At 37.5% G+C, this 18,432-nt stretch carries 16 protein-coding genes and 1 pseudogene; 4 read left to right on the top strand and 13 right to left on the bottom strand.

Annotated features, from left to right (window positions below; all coding sequences use genetic code 11):
• Nucleotides 1–158: 158 nt before the first annotated feature.
• Nucleotides 159–821 carry a CPBP family glutamic-type intramembrane protease gene (locus ACFSGI_RS10805; RefSeq protein WP_204824141.1) on the bottom strand — a complete coding sequence of 221 codons (663 nt, stop codon included), beginning with the start codon at nt 819–821 and terminating at the stop codon, nt 159–161.
• Nucleotides 822–1,710: 889 nt separating this feature from the next.
• Nucleotides 1,711–2,262: a hypothetical protein gene (locus tag ACFSGI_RS10810; RefSeq protein WP_204824142.1), complete on the bottom strand. Its 552-nt coding sequence runs from the start codon at nt 2,260–2,262 to the stop codon at nt 1,711–1,713.
• 233 nt (nt 2,263–2,495) lie between these two features.
• On the opposite strand from ACFSGI_RS10810, the gene ACFSGI_RS10815 reads away from it, so the two are divergent.
• Nucleotides 2,496–2,822 (top strand): DUF3139 domain-containing protein, encoded by a 327-nt coding sequence (locus ACFSGI_RS10815; protein ID WP_204824143.1) that lies wholly within the window; start codon nt 2,496–2,498, stop codon nt 2,820–2,822.
• Between the two features lie 837 nt (nt 2,823–3,659).
• Here ACFSGI_RS10815 and ACFSGI_RS10820 read toward each other — a convergent pair.
• From ACFSGI_RS10820 to ACFSGI_RS10850, 7 genes and pseudogenes are all read right to left on the bottom strand, one after another.
• Nucleotides 3,660–4,619, bottom strand: coding sequence for an L-threonine 3-dehydrogenase (locus ACFSGI_RS10820; RefSeq protein ID WP_204824144.1), 960 nt, complete (start codon nt 4,617–4,619; stop codon nt 3,660–3,662).
• Nucleotides 4,620–4,656: 37 nt separating this feature from the next.
• Complete coding sequence (locus ACFSGI_RS10825; protein ID WP_204824145.1) at nt 4,657–5,847, bottom strand: glycine C-acetyltransferase; 1,191 nt, start codon at nt 5,845–5,847, stop codon at nt 4,657–4,659.
• 379 nt (nt 5,848–6,226) lie between these two features.
• On the bottom strand, nt 6,227–7,165 hold the full coding sequence (locus ACFSGI_RS10830) for an alpha/beta hydrolase (protein ID WP_204824146.1): 939 nt from the start codon (nt 7,163–7,165) through the stop codon (nt 6,227–6,229).
• Nucleotides 7,162–9,273 (bottom strand): serine hydrolase domain-containing protein, encoded by a 2,112-nt coding sequence (locus ACFSGI_RS10835; protein WP_204824987.1) that lies wholly within the window; start codon nt 9,271–9,273, stop codon nt 7,162–7,164. Before ACFSGI_RS10835 ends, ACFSGI_RS10830 begins: the two co-directional genes overlap by 4 nt.
• Before the next feature lie 238 nt (nt 9,274–9,511).
• Nucleotides 9,512–10,870, bottom strand: a complete 1,359-nt coding sequence (locus tag ACFSGI_RS10840; RefSeq protein WP_204824147.1) for a sensor histidine kinase — start codon at nt 10,868–10,870, stop codon at nt 9,512–9,514.
• Nucleotides 10,867–11,541: a response regulator transcription factor gene (locus tag ACFSGI_RS10845; protein WP_204824988.1), complete on the bottom strand. Its 675-nt coding sequence runs from the start codon at nt 11,539–11,541 to the stop codon at nt 10,867–10,869. Before ACFSGI_RS10845 ends, ACFSGI_RS10840 begins: the two co-directional genes overlap by 4 nt.
• A 73-nt stretch (nt 11,542–11,614) precedes the next feature.
• Nucleotides 11,615–11,916 (bottom strand): annotated as a pseudogene (locus tag ACFSGI_RS10850) (MBL fold metallo-hydrolase); the annotation flags it as partial.
• Nucleotides 11,917–12,056: 140 nt separating this feature from the next.
• Here ACFSGI_RS10850 and ACFSGI_RS10855 point away from each other — a divergent pair.
• From ACFSGI_RS10855 to ACFSGI_RS10865, 3 genes are all read left to right on the top strand, one after another.
• Nucleotides 12,057–12,524 (top strand): Lrp/AsnC family transcriptional regulator, encoded by a 468-nt coding sequence (locus ACFSGI_RS10855; protein WP_204824148.1) that lies wholly within the window; start codon nt 12,057–12,059, stop codon nt 12,522–12,524.
• Between the two features lie 164 nt (nt 12,525–12,688).
• Nucleotides 12,689–13,003 carry an ArsR/SmtB family transcription factor gene (locus ACFSGI_RS10860; RefSeq protein ID WP_204824149.1) on the top strand — a complete coding sequence of 105 codons (315 nt, stop codon included), beginning with the start codon at nt 12,689–12,691 and terminating at the stop codon, nt 13,001–13,003.
• Nucleotides 13,000–15,519 (top strand): FAD-dependent oxidoreductase, encoded by a 2,520-nt coding sequence (locus ACFSGI_RS10865; RefSeq protein WP_204824150.1) that lies wholly within the window; start codon nt 13,000–13,002, stop codon nt 15,517–15,519. The genes ACFSGI_RS10860 and ACFSGI_RS10865 overlap by 4 nt, the downstream gene beginning before the upstream one ends.
• A 121-nt stretch (nt 15,520–15,640) precedes the next feature.
• On the opposite strand, the gene ACFSGI_RS10870 is transcribed toward ACFSGI_RS10865, so the two are convergent.
• From ACFSGI_RS10870 to ACFSGI_RS10885, 4 genes are all read right to left on the bottom strand, one after another.
• Complete coding sequence (locus tag ACFSGI_RS10870; protein ID WP_204824151.1) at nt 15,641–15,985, bottom strand: darcynin family protein; 345 nt, start codon at nt 15,983–15,985, stop codon at nt 15,641–15,643.
• Between the two features lie 78 nt (nt 15,986–16,063).
• The gene (locus ACFSGI_RS10875) at nt 16,064–16,642 is read right to left on the bottom strand and encodes a Crp/Fnr family transcriptional regulator (RefSeq protein WP_204824152.1); all 579 of its coding nucleotides are present in this window, start codon (nt 16,640–16,642) and stop codon (nt 16,064–16,066) included.
• A 210-nt stretch (nt 16,643–16,852) separates the two neighbouring features.
• Nucleotides 16,853–17,338 (bottom strand): MarR family winged helix-turn-helix transcriptional regulator, encoded by a 486-nt coding sequence (locus ACFSGI_RS10880; RefSeq protein ID WP_204824153.1) that lies wholly within the window; start codon nt 17,336–17,338, stop codon nt 16,853–16,855.
• A gap of 29 nt (nt 17,339–17,367) precedes the next feature.
• Entirely contained in the window at nt 17,368–18,072 is a 705-nt protein-coding gene (locus ACFSGI_RS10885; protein WP_204824154.1) for an SDR family NAD(P)-dependent oxidoreductase, read from the bottom strand.
• Nucleotides 18,073–18,432 lie beyond the last annotated feature (360 nt).

Below are 18,432 nucleotides of genomic sequence, written 5' to 3' on the forward strand. Positions count from 1 at the left end.
TAATGGAGTATAAGAAAAAGTAAATAAGTTTATAGGTAATAAGAAAAAGCTACAACATGGTTATACGAAAAGAGCAATCTCAAATGAGGTTGCTCTTTTCGTACGGCTTTTTTTGCTTAACTGTGTATGTGCATTTCCTTCTATATTTTGTATTAATTTCAGCGAGTACGATACATAAAAATTGATTTTCTGGAAAATATCCAGACAGCTAACAACATTATAAGTGTAACCAAAATGCCCGATTCACCTGTCCATAGATAGGCATTTTCACCTTTGGTAGCTACATCAAATGAATCTTGAATTACAGCGTTCCAGGAAGCATGAAGCAGGATGGCTGGCCATATGCTTCCAGTGCTTAAGCGAAGGTGGCTAATAATAAAATTAAATGAACTAATTGTGATCATAAACAAGATGATAGATAGCATTAATGAAGGGCCCGAGTAATAACTGCCTAGTAGAATAGCAGGGAGGTGCCAAGCGCCCCAAATCAGTCCACTTGTCAAAATCGGCTTTGGCACATCTGCTGTTATTAATCGGCTGAGCATATATCCTCTCCATCCCAACTCTTCACCAGCACTGCTGATTATGCCGATTAATGTCCCTACAAACATCTGATAAATAATGCTTATCATCAAGGGCCACACATAGGAGTTGTCAGTATGTACAAAGTCAACTAAGCCTGTTATCCATGCAAAACCGTAAGCAAGCAGTCCAATAATGACCGGAAAAAGTAATACAAACGGAATCGATTGTAAAGCTAATTTTCCTCGAAATCGAAATGAAATATCTGCAAATCCTTCACGTAACAAGAGGCGGGTCAAGAAAGATGATAATCCTGGCGACCACATAAGGAGAAGCCCAAATACAGGTGATACGTAGATTGCAAGTATATAACTGAGGAATGTGAGAGGAACAAGCCATGCAAAAAAAACAACCAATCCTTTTCTAGATTTCCGAATAATGTTCGGGTCTTGATGGTTCGTTGCTCTGTTATTGATTCTATCAGTTTCCAAACGACTTCACTCCTTTAAAAACAAGTGTATTTTAATAAGAAGTATAGCAGTCGTTGAAAATAGGAGGAATAAACCTAAGACTAGGCTCTATTTAAGGCTTTAGCCTAGTAAAGAATAAAACTTAAGACGGATTACATTATCATAATTAAAACAAAATGATAAAAAGAAAGCATTTCGCCAGGGTTCTATCGTAACAAAACTACTTTATTTTTTATATTTATTCATAAAAAAGATTATTTTTGAAAGCAAATGCTTAAAAGTTGCCTAAAAGATTGTAAGCATGATAGAAACGCGCAAAGATAAACTTGATCTTCCACGATATTTCGGTCTTGACGTTCAATTGTACGAGTTGATACCGCGTACAAACTGGTAGGACATTTTCTTAAACAGAAGGAATAAGATACAGGAGTAAGATATAAAGAAAACCGTTCTCTGCTTTTTCGCAGAAAACGGCGTCACCTCACTGCAAAGTCCCACGAAAATCTATCTGCACACAGCGGATCCAAATTTTCGCGGGGCTTTTTTCGCGTTGAAGAAGCGATAGAATCGTGGGGAAAGATAGAAGCTCAGAGACAAAAAAGAGGAATCCATGAGCATAGTTCCTTTGCAGATCAAGATAAGCCCAGCAAGGTCATCATCTCCAAGATGAACGTTCAAAAGAATTGCTGGGCTTTGCTTCATTACTTTAAAAAAGCTTCTAGCGTACCTTTAACCCATTTTCAATATATTCCAATAGATCAGATGAATGATTTCGATATCTAACTTTCATTTTTGATAAAAGTTCAACTGCTTTCTTGCCTCTAATCTCACGGAGCGCACAAGCCAAACCTATAAGTTCATCTTCTGACAAAGGATCCGACTCTGTTGACTGTTGCAATAAAGACTCTAATAGAAACAAACCGTCTTCATTTTCCAATCCACCAATAATATTTATCAGGACAAGCCGTATACTTTTGATACCGAGCAGATCATCGATTTTATCTAAGGCATAGCGAGGGTTTCTACGCCCGACCGCTGTGAGAGCTTCTTGTAATTCGTATTCAAAATCATTCGGATCAAAGCGTCCCAAATCAGGAGGATGTAATAAAATGTCTATTAAAATATCGAACGAATCGTCTCCAAAAGTATCGTAGACATCCGTTTGCATTTTAAAATAATCCTCAAGGGAATCCATTTTTTGGAATGGCCCAATTCCATCACATAAATGTTTGATACCCTCTACAATTGTATCTCTGTCGTTTCTTATCATATATATTTTCCTTTCAACGTACTATTTTTGCACTACAAGTTTGCAGGTTTCTCAAGCATCTGGTTAGTAAAAGGGGAGAAATATCTTAAAACGTAGATAAAGAGCAAAATATAAAGAATAATGCATAGTGGTTTGCTCTTTTTGGCTAAGTAAATTCAGCATCGGGTACCAAACAATGATAATGTAATATGTAGTAAACTAGATTCAAGCGTTTAAAAGGAGAAATAATAGCTATGAAAAAATTTACGTTTTTAATAATAGTTTTAATTGTCATTGTAACAGGGGGATATTTAATTATTAGCTACTTTAAGTCAACTCAGACAAAAGATATAGAAGCTTATTTGCAAGAAAAGGGATATATTGCCTCAGATATTGTTTCGATCAAAACCGAAATCGCAAAAGCCCCGTTATTCAATACTAAAGTTATTTTTAAAGATGAAGAAAAGGTTATCTATTACTATTGGAAAGTCAAAGATAAAATATTCCAAGGGACACCGGAGGTCATAGGTTTTAATATATATGAACAAGATAGCTATCCATACAAACATAAGGAAAAGTAGACTATTTTGATAGTTAAATAAGCATATTTCAAAATTAAAGAATTAATTAGATGATGCTTAAGTTCAAACAAATATAATCTATACATACTTAACAGATGAAGAAATGAAGATTGCGGTAAATAATGCTGACTTACTTAAGTAGCAACACAAAAATGCCAACTTAGCTAGAATTTTTTATCCAGATATAAGATATATCTTATTAGTTTTTGACACTAAAATAAAGATGAATAATTTCTTTATACATTTATTTTATATGTAAAGCTTCAAATTAGTATTTTTTCCTCAACAAAGAGGTGATTTTGTATGAGACTACAAAACAAGGTGAGAAAACAGAGTCATATCAAACATATATACATATGTACAAAATACGAGTTTTGTGATTATGTTTTAGTGATTTAAGCATATAATTGACTTTTATTTACTATTGTATCTCACATACATACTTTCCCATTAGCAATTTATCTATATTTTTTACATGTAGTTAGTTTACAATCTTATTCTTTTGGACTCACATCATCTTTAAGCTTACGCAACAATATTCTATTTGTTGTAATAATTTTAAATTACTCTTAAATAAAAAAACTCTGTATCGGCTATTTTATAATCACGCTACAGAGTTTTTATTTCGTATGAAGCTTATCGTATATATGCTGCATATCCAGTGAACATCTGTTCAGTGTTAATAATGCTTATAGTGCAAATAAGGTTCATTATAATAATTCAAAAAATAATCTGCGTAACGCCCAACCTCTTGCAACATTTTTTTGCTACTACATGTATACTAGCTTTAATCCCTAATAATTTCCAATGGATTAACCTAGCTAAAATATCAAAAATTTAAGCCTTACGAAGTACATGTCTCTCACTCAGCTTTGCCAGCATATCCTTCGTCATCGCCTTTAAGTCATAGTTGGCATGAAATCCCCATTCTCTTGTAGCTGCTGTTGCATCAATAGAATGCGGCCAACTATCTGCAATCGCTTGTCTTTTTGGATCAATATTATAATCTAGGATAAAGCTCGGAATTTCTTCTCGAATTGCCGCAGCGATCGCCTCCGGATCAACACTCATTGCGGTAACGTTAAATGAGTTCCGATGTACTAACCGACATGAGTCCGCTTCCATTAAATTAATGATAGCGTCCAGCGCATCTGGCATATACATCATGTCCATATTCGAGTCCTTCGCAATATAAGATGTGTACCTTCCAGTCGTTACAGCTGCATAATAGATTTCCACCGCATAGTCTGTGGTTCCTCCACCGGGAGGTGTCATATAAGATATTAAGCCTGGGAAACGTAATCCTCTTGTGTCCAAGCCATATTTATGGAAATAATAATCACAAAGCAATTCACCTGATACCTTATTCACACCGTACATCGTATTCGGTCTCTGGATGGTATCCTGCGGCGTATTATCTCTTGGCGTCGAAGGACCAAAAGCTCCAATCGAGCTAGGTGTGAAGAATTGACAGCCAAGCTCTCTAGATACTTCAAGTGCATTCATCAATCCACCCATATTCAGATTCCAAGCAAGCAGCGGCTTCTCTTCTGCAGTAGCTGATAGCAATGCAGCCAAATGGATAACAGTATCGACTTCATATCGCTTGGCGATTTCGAACATTGCTTTATCATTCGTCACGTCTAACAACTCGAAGGGTCCAGAGCGAGTGATTTCGTGGGCAGATGACTTGAGGTCTGTAGCAACAATGTGATCCGCGCCATATAGCTCACGTAACTTCATCACTAACTCTGAACCAATCTGACCGAGTGCTCCCGTTACCAATATCTTTTTCATCAGACATTCCTCCCGAAGTAGAATCCTGTGAATGCATCTAGATCAGTTTCATTTCCTTGCCGACTTTCTCATAGACAAAGATCACCTGATCCAACATTTCCTTCGTATGGGCAGCCGTTGGCATATTACGTATTCTGCCCGTTCCTTTGGGTACCGTGGGGAATACGATCGCCTTGGCATAGACACCTTCTTCATAAAGCCGTTTGCTGAACTGCTGGGTAGTCACTTCATCGCCGATGATACAAGGAGTGATCGGTGTTTCGCTTTGACCTACATCATATCCAAGCTGACTCAAGCCATGCTTTAACTCCTTGCTGTTCGCCCATAGCTTCTCAATCAGTTCTGTATCACTCATTAAAATATCGACTGATGTGCTACAAGCAGCGATTGCAGCCGGCGGTAGTGAGGTCGAAAATAGGAATGGACGGCTTCTCAGCTTCAACCATTCGATCAGTTGTTTCTTACCAGCGACATAACCACCAACAACGCCGATTGCTTTGGACAACGTACCGATTTGAAAATCAATACGGTCGGATAATCCGAAATGCTTAACGGTTCCTGCACCTGCTCCTAGAACCCCCGAACCATGGGCATCATCTACATACGTAATCAAATCGAATTGTTCAGCTATATTGACAATGTCAGGTAGCTTAGCTATATCGCCATCCATAGAGAACACGCCATCGGTGATGACCATAATTTTATGATATTGTCCTGATTCTGTAGCTTCTTTCGCCTTTTGCCTTAGATCATTCATATCTGAATGCTTATATCGAATTACCTTGGCTCTCGATAAGCGGCAGCCATCAATAATCGAAGCATGATTCAGTTCGTCTGATAAAATCACATCATGCTGATCCATTACCGCAGATATAGCGGCCATATTGCAGTTAAATCCCGATTGATATACGATAACAGCTTCTGTCTTTTTGAAATGCGCAAGCTTATCTTCAAGCTCAATATGCAGATCCATCGTACCATTAATGGTTCGCACAGCTCCTGCGCCAGCACCGTATATCTGCGCCGCCTTCACTGAAGCATCAATCAGGCGCTGATCAGTTGCGAGACCTAAGTAGTTGTTAGAAGACAAATTGATAAAAGATTTTCCATCAATCTGAATAACAGGCCCATTAGCACCCTGTAGCGTGTCAATGACGTTATACAGACCTTTCGCTTTTAAATCCTCTATGCTGGAGCTTAAGAATTGTTCCAATGCTTGGCTCGACATTTCATTCCCTCCTCATTACACAAATGTCTTTATACAGGAGACATCAAAACACAAAATAAACGCTTACAATAAAGATAATTGCTAATTTTAATGTATCACCTTTTTCATTTTTTGTACACATGTGGAGGACAAATGATATACAAGACATAGTGATGAATACTACTGTAAATACGAAAGTTGTCAATTGAACTAAATAAAATATATTATTTAAACTCTTAAATTATCAATAAATACTATGTTTGGTGGCACCAATATGATCAACTTACCCTATTTACTTTCACTAACTACGTTTTACTAATATGAATACCTTATCTATCCTATCAATAAAAAAAGACATTTTCTCCATCAATTTGGAGAAAATGTCTTTGGTAATCTTTCCTTATCTTTGATTCATAAACTTCCTGAAATTCTCTACGATTTCTTTGGAGCGGGTATAGTGCAAATAATGTGCGCCTTCAAATGTCATTACTTTTCCATGTACAGAGTTTTTTATTTGTTCCTCATGAAGAGGTATCCAATTTTCGGTTTCCGTATCATTCGCTTGTAAAAAGAAAATAACAGGCAGATCTTTCGGGAAAGTTAAATGCTCTGTTGCTTTAAAGTTAACACCGAAGTGCTCACCTTCATTTAGATTATCAGGATTAAATGTGTTTTTAAGGGAAAGCATTCTAATTTGCTCTCTCGTATCATTATCCACATCAGGTGCCTGCAATTGGTCTGGAGCCAGTTTCATTAACAATCGGTAAAAACCTGATTTTTTCAATAAAGTATACGTTTCTGTTGGAAATGGATCATCGGTATCTCCTTGTGTGGGAACGCTACTTTCGATTCCGACAAAGGCAGTCACTTCATTCGAATATTTATTTACATAATCTAGTCCATAAATGCCTGAAATCGAATGAACCATGAGCGTATAACGGGAAATATGAAGTTGTCCTAAAGCTTCATGAATTTCACTGACTATATTTGCAGTGGTACGTTCTTTATCCGTAATATCGCTTAAGCCATAACCAAAAGGTTCAACAACAACAACTTTATAAAATGGAGATAGTTCATCAATTAAAGGTTTAAAATCAAGGGCGGGCGCGGGCGTTCCGTAGCCAGGTAGTAATACTACTGTATTCTCGCCTTTTCCTTGAATAAATACATTCATATTTTTGCCATCAACCTTGACTAACTGACCATAAGGCTTTATTTCTTTTGCCTCTGATTGGTTGCTAACGATATTAACAACAAAAACAGTAGCAATAAATAGTGCAAAAGCGATAACGACAACACCAAATATTTTAATTAAAATGAGCATAATTTTTTTCATCATGATTGTTTTTCCTTATTCGTTTTGAATGATATTTTAAATTGGGAGCCGACTTCACCTGCAAATACAATGCGTCCATTTTCTGGTAAAATAACTTCATTTTTATGGCTGACCACAGTGTGATTCATACAAACACCATTCTTATCATACACAGCAAATCCACTATTGGCAGGTACTTCTACCTTCATCACTTTTCCTTTTAGAGTCTTTGGTATCGAAAACCATTGACTATAACCATCTTTTTGAATAGTTATTGCAGATTGCTTATCCGAATAGATCGGCTTAACAAATTCTTCACTCGCATATACATATCCTGAAGTTGTAAGATACTCCACTCCATTCTTTGTAAAAAAATGAATATCTCTCGTATCACGTCCCGCATTACCCGGAATTTGCAATAGATTCGTGGCTTCGTTCGCTCCAATAATCTTATTCGTAGAAATATATCCCGGGTTCTCTTTACTCATATGCATAAGCACAATAGGCGAACTATTTAGATATACCATAGATGTGTATTTCTCATTCAGCAGGTAATATATTTTGCCATCACGCTTTTGCCACGAAGCTTTAATCGGCTTGGATAATGGGTTGGCTTTAAGCTTCTCTGCACTATATTCTGAGGAAGCGAATTGCCCCAGTCCGGGTATAGATGCATAAGAACGAGACCAAAGATAGGTATGACCATTTTTCTCAACAACAAATTTTAACTTTTCTGTCCCATCAGCATTCACAAAACTACCATCTGCTGTATATGTGTATGTTTGAGGTGGATTGTTTGGAGCTTCAAGTGTAGATACCGTTATTTGTCCAGCAGTATTCATTTTGATCTTTGTAACCATATCACTTCCACCATATAGACCTGCATACTTGGATATCTCTTTAGGCATATTTACTTTTACAGGTACACCAAAAGATTTGTCCGGTTTTCTTTTTTTAATAATATTCTTTTCTTCCAGTGCATGAAGTAATAACTCATTTGCGATAACACTATCTGTTACACTTGACCCACCTGAAGAAATAACGGCCGCAGCCATATTATATTGGGGAATTACCACCAGTGAAGAATGATAAGAAAATGTATCTCCACCTTTTACTAATGCTTGGATACCGTATTCACTGAATGGGAATACGTTCACATTATCCCATCCTAACCCATAGCCCATAGATGTATCGCTGTCTTTGGGCCATATGCCTCTTCTATATTCTTTTTGTGCCATAGCTTTGATAGACTTGCTAGAAAGAATACCATTACCCTTTCCTGTAAATAAAGTTGAAAATTTAACCAGATCTTCAGCAGTAGAATAAAGACCTCCTGTAGCAATAATATTATAATCTTCTTTGGGAAGTTGACCTTTGTAGAAAGGCGAATAGATTCCTGCCATTTCTGCTGGTTGAACTAGATCCTGTGGTGTTTTGGTGTGTTCCATATCCAAAGGCTCTGTAAAGTATTTGTGTATAAATGCAGTATAAGAAATACCACTCACTCTTTCGACTAGCAGCTCGGCTAACGTAAAGCCGTCGTTGCTATAGACTGAGTATGCACCAGGATCTGCTTTTAGATTTTGACCTGCTAATTGCTTCAGAAAAGTATCGTGTGCATAGGTATCATTATCTGCATACAATGTAGCATTGTTAAATGAACTGCCCAAAAGACCAGCGGAATGATTCAACAACATGCGTGGTGTAATCTGTGTGTAGCGCTTATCTTTCATTTTAAAATCAGGCATATAGTTCACAACAGGACGATTCAAATCAATCCTACCTTCGTCAACCAGCTTCATGACTGCCGCGGTTAGCATCATTTTACTAGTGGAACCAATACCATAAATCGTATTAGAAGTAAGAGGTACTTTGTTGTTGATATCATTCTTTCCCGTTTGTCCGGATACTACAATTTTGCCATTGTCGATAAGTGCGTATTGCAGACTTGTCGTATCGTACTTCTCCATCAGTAAATCAGCTTTTTCACTGATTGCGCTCTTCATTGTTTTATACGAAAGATGACTAGTATTATTTGTAGTCGTTGGTGCCGCCATTGCCGATAGTGGAGCAAGCAATGTGAGTATAAGAGTCACAGCGGTTATAACCTTTCTTTTGCTTACTGTGCTCATAGTTCTTTTTTTTGATGCCCTCTCTGTATGTTTCACTCTTGTATCTACTCCTGTCTCTATCATGGTTACGTCACACTAATAGTGGCGCTAAAGACAGTATAGACAACCCATATGTCCTCCCAATGACTACAATATGAACGGAGTATGAACAGACTCAAAAAGTTGAAATGAGTATAGAAATGCAGGAAGGTGCCTGATGTTGTAACCTAATCAAAGCACCTTGTTGAATGTTAAATGATTAGGTATCTATGAGGATCGGTAAGGTAACTATAAATGTCGTCCCTTTACCATATTCGCTTTCTACTCGGATATCTCCTTGATGAAGTGATACGATCTGCTTTACAATCGCAAGCCCCATACCGCTACCTCCGTATGTCTGGCTATGAGAACGATCTGCTTTAAAGAATCGGTCAAATATATGCTTTTGGTCTTCTGGCAGAATGCCAATACCTGAATCCGATATGCAGACTATCGTGTTCTTGCTATCCTGCTTGATCGTGATACTCATTTGAGAATCCTTTTCAGAGAATTTGATACCATTGGCAATAAGGTTGATCCACACCTGATCTAATAGATCATAATCGGCAGTAATAGAAGTAGGGGACAAATCAAGATCAAATTGAATATTACGAGCTGACCATTGAGGTTGAATAGCAACAATTACTCGTCTAATCTGTTCATCAAGATCAAAGGTCACAAGTTTCATTTGTAATGACTGAGATTCAAGCACACTTAATTTAAGTAGACTATCACTTATTTTAGATATTCGTACTGTTTCAGTAATAATAATATCAAGATAAGAGCTTCGTTCTTCATCTGAAAGGTTTACTTGCTTGAGCGCTATAGCAAAACCAGAAATAGATGTAAGTGGCGATTGAACTTCATGAGAAACATTGGTTACGAATTCTCTACGCATCTGTTCAAGCTGCTGTAAGTCTCGCATCATTTCTTCAAAGCTACGAGCCAACATGCCTATTTCGCCTTTTTGCTTAATATTAAGTTGGATATTGAAATCTCCATCTGCTATCAATCGGGTCGCTTTTGTCAGCTTTTTGATTGGTCTCACTAGAAAAATAGCGGCTACTAATATTAATAAACTTCCTGCTATTAACGAGCAAAACAAAAAAGTAAGCACAAACTTAATAAGAAACGAATTGGATGAGGAAGTAAGGGGTTCTATAAAAATCGCTTGATTGCCTCTTTCTGTTTTTATCGGTAATCCCAAAAAAATCGTATCAATCCCATTGATATGAACATTTTGCCCATCTAGCACTTGTTGGACTTCTTCATTAGTCACCGAGAAAGGTTCTTGTCCTTTAAGCTCTCCATAAGAACGGAATTGATCGGTTGTGGTATAGATTCGAATATAATACGAATGAAGTTGCTTCATCTCACTTACAAATGCTTCCGCTTCATCTAAAGGTAACGTATTATAGATATGGACAACATCCTGACCAAAATCAAACAAATTACTTTGTAAATTTTCGTTTAATTTATCCTGAAATATCCATGTTGTCGCAAAAAAAGCAATCACAGTCCCTCCGATCACAGAAGCCAGAAAAGTCAGAACCACGCGCGTATACAAAGAACTGATCACTTCTGCACCTCAAGTCGATAACCAAGTCCTCTTACGGTCTCAATACGAAAATCAGGTACGTCTGCAAAACGTTCACGTAGACGCTTAATATGTACATCGATCGTTCGATCATCTCCACTATAATTAATTCCCCAGACTTGATCGATTAATTGCTCACGCGTATACACCTGTCCTGGCAATTCAGCCAGCTTATATAACAATTCAAATTCTTTAAGTGGCAAAATAAATAAATCGGTTCCTTTTACAATTTTGTAAGTCTGCCGATTTAGAATAACGTCCCCTAACTGAATCGTCTGTGTCGAACCTATACGGTATCTTTTTAACAATGCTTTAACACGAGCCATCAACTCAAGCGGATCAAATGGTTTGGTTAAATAATCATCTGTTCCAAGTTGAAATGCTTGTACTTTTTCCCATGTTTCACTTCTTGCCGTCAACATCAGTAACGGAAGATCAGGATTGGCTTTTCGAAGTTCTTCACACAATATCCAACCATCCATAACGGGCATCATAATATCGAGAATGACTAAGTCGACTGGCGTAGAGGTATATAGAGCCAGTGCTTGCTTTCCATCCGCGGCAGTAATCGTTGTAAATCCATCATTATTCAAAAATAAACAGACTAGCTTCCGAATATTTGCATCATCGTCAACTACCAATATTGTAGGTATCTTTTCCACTCTCCTGATAAGAAAATTTCTGCGGTGATGTAAAAGTCATGAATGTTTAAATCATGCTACCTTATTGGTTGTAATCATGCAACAGGATTGATCGAAAAAATGATCTTTTAGCTGCATCTCTCCAGTGATCAATATGTAAGTGAGTCACGATCACTGCGTCTATTACACTGATCATTTCTTCAATTAAAATAGGCAAAGCGACAAGCGGATTTTTTTGATCTTCTCTAGCCGCATTAGGAAAAGCAGGAAGTGTACCCTTTTCAGCTAAAAGGAATCTATGAGAAATTTCTTGCCTGCATATTGAACGATAAGAGTAGCATTACGGATTAATTGGATATTCCTTTTATTGGGATACGGTAAGTACATATTAAGATTTATAGAAATAGGTATTTCATTCCTATATCACTTTTAGCGTATAATCAAATGATAAAGATTATTTGGATTGCAGACCATCATTTAGCGAAACCATTTCGTATCAAATCATTTCAAGATGAAAGGATTTCTATATGCAACTTGATCATACGGATTATCAGATCCTTCGTATATTATCAGAAAACTCACGTATTCCATGGAAAGATCTTGGAGAGCAGATTCATATGACAGGACAAGCGGTAGACAATCGGATCAAAAAGCTTGAAGATAACGGAGTGATCCACTTTTATTCTTTGATTGTTAATGAATTCAAGCTAGGTCTTGCTTATACAGCGTTTGTTATTATTACAATGAATAGTGCCAATCACAAATCTTTTATCCGTTTTATTAGCGAACGGAATGAAGTTATCGAAACTCATCGCATTTCTGGAAATGGTTGCTATCATGTAACATTGAAAGTCAGTTCGCAAGAACAGTTAAATGATTTTCTTGACACATTACTTGTTCACGGCAATTATAGTCTAAATTTGTCTATCCAAAAAATGAAGCAAATCGATGCCCTAACAGCGGTATTACAAAATAAAAGTAACTCTTATTCATAATCGGTATAAAAAAGAAGCCTGCAACAATAGTTTCCTTTTTTATCTACTACCTTTTATAAAATGGCAATCTACTTCTATCCTCCTAATCTCTCTTTTCCAAATACATTTGACTGATTATTCTTTATATCGTATTATTCTAATATAACGATATAAGGAGAGTTAATATGGATATTGCTGCTTTTGACGTCAAAGATTTAAAACAGTTCGATGAACCTGCTAACCTGCTGAAAGCTTTATCGCACCCTATTCGCCTTTGTATTGTGCGTGGCTTAATACGTAAACGTAAATGTAACGTTTCTTATATGCAAGAATGTCTGGATATTCCACAATCGACGATTTCTCAACATCTACAGAAGCTTCGTAGTACAGGGATTGTTACCACTGAACGTAGTGGTCTGGAAGTTAATTATCTTCTTGCTGATCCGCGGATCGAGCCAATCGTCCATATTTTGTTTGGAGAGGAAGATTGCGAATCATGAATCAACAAAGTCAAAAAGTATTAATTGTCGGTGGTGTGGCTGGAGGTGCATCGGCTGCGGCACGGCTGCGCCGACTTGATGAACATGCCGAGATTATTATGTTTGAAAAAGGCCCCCATATTTCATTTGCTAACTGCGGATTACCTTACTATATTGGTGGTTCTATTACCGATCGTGAACGTTTGCTTGTGCAAACGCCGAAAGGCATGGCAGAGCGTTTTCGAATTGACGTGCGGATACAAAGCGAAGTGGTAGCTATTCATCCCGATACTCATACCATTCAGATCAAGCATCCTGAACGTGGTCTATATGAAGAAACGTATGACAAGTTGATCTTGTCTCCAGGTGCTCGTCCCTTTATTCCTAACTTGCCCGGTAATGATCATCCGCTTATCTTTACTGTACGCAATGTACCTGATATCGAGCGTATCAAGCAACGTGTCACTTCCGAACATACGCGATCAGCGCTTGTGGTAGGTGGAGGATTTATCGGGGTAGAAATGGCAGAAAATTTACGTGAAGCTGGTCTGGATGTAACGCTGATCGAAAGTAATGCACAACTACTAGCTCCCTTCGATCCCGAACTCGCGACGACATTAGCACAAGAAATGGAGCAACATGGTGTCAAATTGATGTTTAAGCAACGTGTTACCGGCTTTCATTCCCATGAGCAAGGGATCGGTGTTGAACTTGAAAGTGGTAAATCTCTATCTGCTGATCTAGTGATTCTCGCTATTGGTGTAATGCCCGACACTTCTTTCTTGCAAAGTAGCGGTATGGCTCTTGGAGCACGTGGTCATATTGTTGTCAATGAAGCGCTTGAAACCAACTTGCCAGATATCTATGCTGTCGGGGATGCTATTGAAGTTAAAGACTATATTCATGGAAACCAGACGGCAATTCCACTTGCAGGGCCTGCTAACAAACAAGGTAGAATCGTTGCTGACCGTATCGCTGGATTGAACTCTAGTTACAAAGGAACGATGGGAACGTCTGTGATTAAAATATTCGACCTAACCGGTGCTTCTACAGGTAGTAATGAGAAAACGCTCAAACGTCTAAGCATAGATTACCAGAGTGTCATTGTTCATCCTTCCTCTCATGCTTCTTACTATCCTGGTGCCAGCGCTATCACACTCAAGTTACTCTTTACACCACAAGGCAAAATTTTAGGTGCTCAAGCAATCGGTTATGAAGGTGTAGATAAGCGGATTGACGATATTGCTACAGCTATTCATTTTGGCGGCTCTATTCATGATCTGGCAGAACTGGAACTTAGCTATGCACCACCTTATTCTTCTGCAAAAGACCCTGTAAATATGGCAGGATATGCCGCGGAAAATATAGTGTCTGGACGTGTAAAGGTCTTTACTTACGACCAACTAGCAGAACGTAATCATGATCAGTCTATTCTGCTCGATGTACGTAGTGAACTGGAACATCACAATGGACATATTCCCGGTTCGCTGCATATCCCTGTTGATGAACTTCGTCAGCGCTTGGATGAACTGGATCGTTCCAAAGAAATTTGGGTGTATTGCCAGGTGGGATTGCGCGGCTATACCGCTTCTCAAATTTTGCGTCAGCATGGTTTTGAGACTAAAAATTTAAGTGGTGGTTACAAAACATACCGTATGGCTGAATTCCAACCAACTCTTATAATTGCCGAGAAATCAGATAATACTCCTAACAATCCATCTGATCACTTACCAACACTTGCTGTACAAGCAAATCCATTAGCTAATAACGAACAGACATCTGTTCATTCTATTCATATAGATGCTGAACTGGATGCACGCGGATTAAGCTGTCCTGGTCCTCTGATGCAAGTAAAGCAAAAAATGGATATGCTTGCAGACGGGCAAACTTTGCGTGTACAAGCTTCTGACCCTGGATTTTATGAAGATATCAAAGCATGGACAACCATGACTAAATCTACTCTGCTAAAATTAGAACATGGGAAAAGTGGTGTTGTTGAAGCTATTATTAGCAAAGCAATACCACAGCAGAACTCTGAAATTTCATCCTCCAATGCTTCTGAAGTCGATCCTGCTAGTACGATGGTCGTTTTTAGCGGTGATCTGGATAAAGCAATCGCTTCTTTAATTATTGCCAACGGTGCTGCTGCAAGCGGTCGTAAAGTTACAATGTTTTTCACATTCTGGGGATTAACGATTATTCGTAAACAGCCACCTCAAGCGATCTCCAAAACGACGATCGGTCGTATGTTTGATATGATGCTTCCTCGTACTAGCCGCAAGCTACGCTTATCACAAATGAATATGTTCGGTGCGGGTCCCAAAATGATTCGGGGTCTTATGAAACATCACAATGTTCCTTCTCTGGAAGAATTAATACAGAGTGCAGTCGATCAAGGTGTAGAAATGGTTGCTTGTCAGATGTCGATGGATTTGATGAATATTCATCGCGACGAATTGATGGATCATGTTAAAAGTGTTGGCGTCGGTTACTATCTGGGAGAAGCTTCTCAAGCGAACCATAATCTTTTTATATAATTAAGAAGCAATTTGTAAAAAACGTAAAAAGGAGTGTCTATAAAAGACGCTCCTTTTTACGTTTGATTAGACTCTAATATAAATGCACTGATCTTAATAGTTCATTTCATAGTAATCCATTTTATTCTGAAGACATCTGCAAAGCCTCCTTCTCATACGATTGAAACGCATTTTCTAAGCCCATAATTACATCTTTGATTTTCACGTATCCTTTAGTATATGTCTTGGAATCACGAATTTCTTCCCACATATAATGATACTGCTTGAGATCTTCTGTCTCACAGACTACAAAATCGGTATAATCTTTGCCAGGTAAAGCTTCGGCGTCAAAAAAGCGTACAGTGATAGATGAACGATACTTATTGATAATTTGCTGTAATTCTTCTGCATGCTCTCTTCGTTCTTCTCGTGGTAAGGCTAACCAAGAAGGATAAAATTCTAGTAACACAATCATTAATTGTCGCATACTTGTTTCACCTCATTTAAATAATCGTTGCTATATCTCTAGTCTAACGTGCATGATCTACAATCGCATTAACATAGGTTAATCATTTTCATGCAGGATTCGACTTAGAGATACAGGTGAGATGCCGAGGTAAGAAGCAATATGATATTGCGGTATTCTTTGTTCAAGTCCGGGATATTTTAACAAAAAAGCTTGATAGCGCTCCAAAGCAGATAAATATAACAATTCTCGTTCACGTTCTTCTTTACGGATATAAAGTCGTTCTAAAGCAGTCCGAACAAATCGTTCCCATCCATGACTTCGATCCATAAGCATTTGTAAAGTCGAATACGGAATTTCGATAACAGTGGAATCTTCGATAGCCTCAATAGTATACTTTGAAGTTAATCCAGTGATCATAGCTCCATAAGCTGTAGCAAAATCGTTTTCCAATGTAAAAGCGACATTATATTCCTGCCCATCTGCTAATGTATAATACAGCCGAAACAACCCTTGTGTACAGAAATAAGCATGTTTTACATGATCTTCAGATTTAATAATCTTCACTCCACGTGCAATAGACTTCACGGTCGTTGCAGTTACAAAACATTTCCACTCTGTAGGCGATATAGAAGCTTGATAAGCCATAGACTGAAGGGTCTGATAATGATGCTCCATGATCGTTGCCTCTCTCTGATTAGATATTGTCCGTTCATTTTCTAATGTTATGATCCATCTAGTTGATTATAGTTTCTCTCTTTCGCTCTCTTTTGTATATACTTCTATGTAAAAATAAAAAAAGTCGATCAGTATAGACCGACTTTGGTGTCACTATCTGCTTGAATAGCATGTATTTGATTGCTAGATGTGCTTGCGACTTTCGAGTAATTATGCATTATTTTTCATCTGCTTCACATTTTCATTTAATTGTTCTAGCACTTTTTGGAGCATATTGAACTCGGTATCACTAATATTATTCAAAAGTCCTCTGGCAAATTGCTCTTTCTCTTTTTGCGAGTTCTCGATTACTTCTGTGCCGTAGTCTGTCAGTTGTACTAAAATAATGCGGTTGTCTCCATCTTTTCTTCTTCGGGATACGATTTTCTGATCTTCAAGCTGTTTGAGATGTCTTGCTACGGCTGCTTTATCAAGCGTTACCTTTTTTTGTAGATCACTTTGACTAATTTCTGTGTCTTGATATATCAATGCAAGTATTTCAAAGCGAGATTGGCTGATACTAATATAAGCATCAAATGTCGTATTTATCGCGTTGTTTACACGATACATTTGGTATAACAACGCACTCTCTTCTGACCAATCTTTTTTCAACACTATCCCATCTTTCGTAATCTTATTTTGACACTTGAAGTACATTATATATCGATTATAAAAAAAATTGCGTTTTATTGATATACCGACAGAGTTCCGTCGTAATTGATGACCTGTCCATTGTGATTCTTATCATCAAGTACATAACCTACAATAATTTCAGCAGCTTGAGCTGTTGTTTTGACAAAGTCTCCTGTCATATTTCCATTGAGATCGGTAGAGACCGCTCCTGGCATAACAGCAAAAATTTCAACCGGTATATTTTCTTTTTCAAAGCTCATTCCCCATGACTTGGTCATCACATTCAACGGAGCTTTAGCAGTCTGATAAGCAAAAGCATTAAAAAAGGATAGTGGCTCAATCGGTATGCTGATATTTTGAATCGTTCCTTTATTAGCTATTAATAAAGGCAATAATCCTTTGGAAAGAGCAAATGGGCCAATAAAGTCAACTTGATAAGTCGCTTCTAACTCTTCTACATCAAATTCCCATCCTACTTTATGCATATCTCCAGGAATACCGGCATTATTTACCAAAAGACTCAAATGTTTATAGTTTTGCTTAATCGTGTCGACAGCTTGATCAATACTTTGTAGATCAGCCATATTGATTAATAACAACTCTGCTTGACCAAATGCTTTAAGTTCATTTACTGCTGACTCTCCACGTTCTTGATCGCGTGCTCCTACTAATACATGATAGCCTGCTTGCAATAGATGTTTTGCTATTTCAAATCCAATTCCTTTATTTGCTCCTGTAACGAATGCTGTTTTTGTCATGACAATTCTCCTTTGTGACCTCTTATTTTTATCAAAACAAATAACGTTGATACATCAACGGTTGATTTATCAACAGTTTAAAATATTTTTTCATTCTCCGCAAGCTATTTTTATAATCATGATAAATGATGACTTAAAGCCTGTTTATCATCGTTACTTTTCGAGTTGCTTTTCGATCTAGTATGCAACGATATTGTTCTTACGATCATATTAAACATAAAAAGAATATTTTAACAATTTAGGTATATTAATGAAAATAAAAATAATATATACTTTATGTGTATTCTCCGCATATATGTATTAAGCGACAAAGGAGGAATGCATTACATAACAGTAGTATCTGCGATCAGCACAGTAGTT

It is taken from the genome of Paenibacillus nicotianae (assembly GCF_042681745.1).
GTDB lineage: Bacteria > Bacillota > Bacilli > Paenibacillales > Paenibacillaceae > Saccharibacillus > Saccharibacillus nicotianae.

Coding starts and splice junctions, on each gene's coding strand:
- ACFSGI_RS10810 (WP_204824142.1), bottom strand. CDS start 2,262: ATGATAAGAAACGACAGAGATACAATTGTAGAGGGTATCAAACATTTA.
- ACFSGI_RS10815 (WP_204824143.1), top strand. CDS start 2,496: ATGAAAAAATTTACGTTTTTAATAATAGTTTTAATTGTCATTGTAACA.
- ACFSGI_RS10820 (WP_204824144.1), bottom strand. CDS start 4,619: ATGAAAAAGATATTGGTAACGGGAGCACTCGGTCAGATTGGTTCAGAG.
- ACFSGI_RS10825 (WP_204824145.1), bottom strand. CDS start 5,847: ATGTCGAGCCAAGCATTGGAACAATTCTTAAGCTCCAGCATAGAGGAT.
- ACFSGI_RS10830 (WP_204824146.1), bottom strand. CDS start 7,165: ATGATGAAAAAAATTATGCTCATTTTAATTAAAATATTTGGTGTTGTC.
- ACFSGI_RS10835 (WP_204824987.1), bottom strand. CDS start 9,273: ATGAGCACAGTAAGCAAAAGAAAGGTTATAACCGCTGTGACTCTTATA.
- ACFSGI_RS10855 (WP_204824148.1), top strand. CDS start 12,057: ATGCAACTTGATCATACGGATTATCAGATCCTTCGTATATTATCAGAA.
- ACFSGI_RS10860 (WP_204824149.1), top strand. CDS start 12,689: ATGGATATTGCTGCTTTTGACGTCAAAGATTTAAAACAGTTCGATGAA.
- ACFSGI_RS10865 (WP_204824150.1), top strand. CDS start 13,000: ATGAATCAACAAAGTCAAAAAGTATTAATTGTCGGTGGTGTGGCTGGA.
- ACFSGI_RS10870 (WP_204824151.1), bottom strand. CDS start 15,985: ATGCGACAATTAATGATTGTGTTACTAGAATTTTATCCTTCTTGGTTA.
- ACFSGI_RS10875 (WP_204824152.1), bottom strand. CDS start 16,642: ATGGAGCATCATTATCAGACCCTTCAGTCTATGGCTTATCAAGCTTCT.
- ACFSGI_RS10880 (WP_204824153.1), bottom strand. CDS start 17,338: ATGTACTTCAAGTGTCAAAATAAGATTACGAAAGATGGGATAGTGTTG.
- ACFSGI_RS10885 (WP_204824154.1), bottom strand. CDS start 18,072: ATGACAAAAACAGCATTCGTTACAGGAGCAAATAAAGGAATTGGATTT.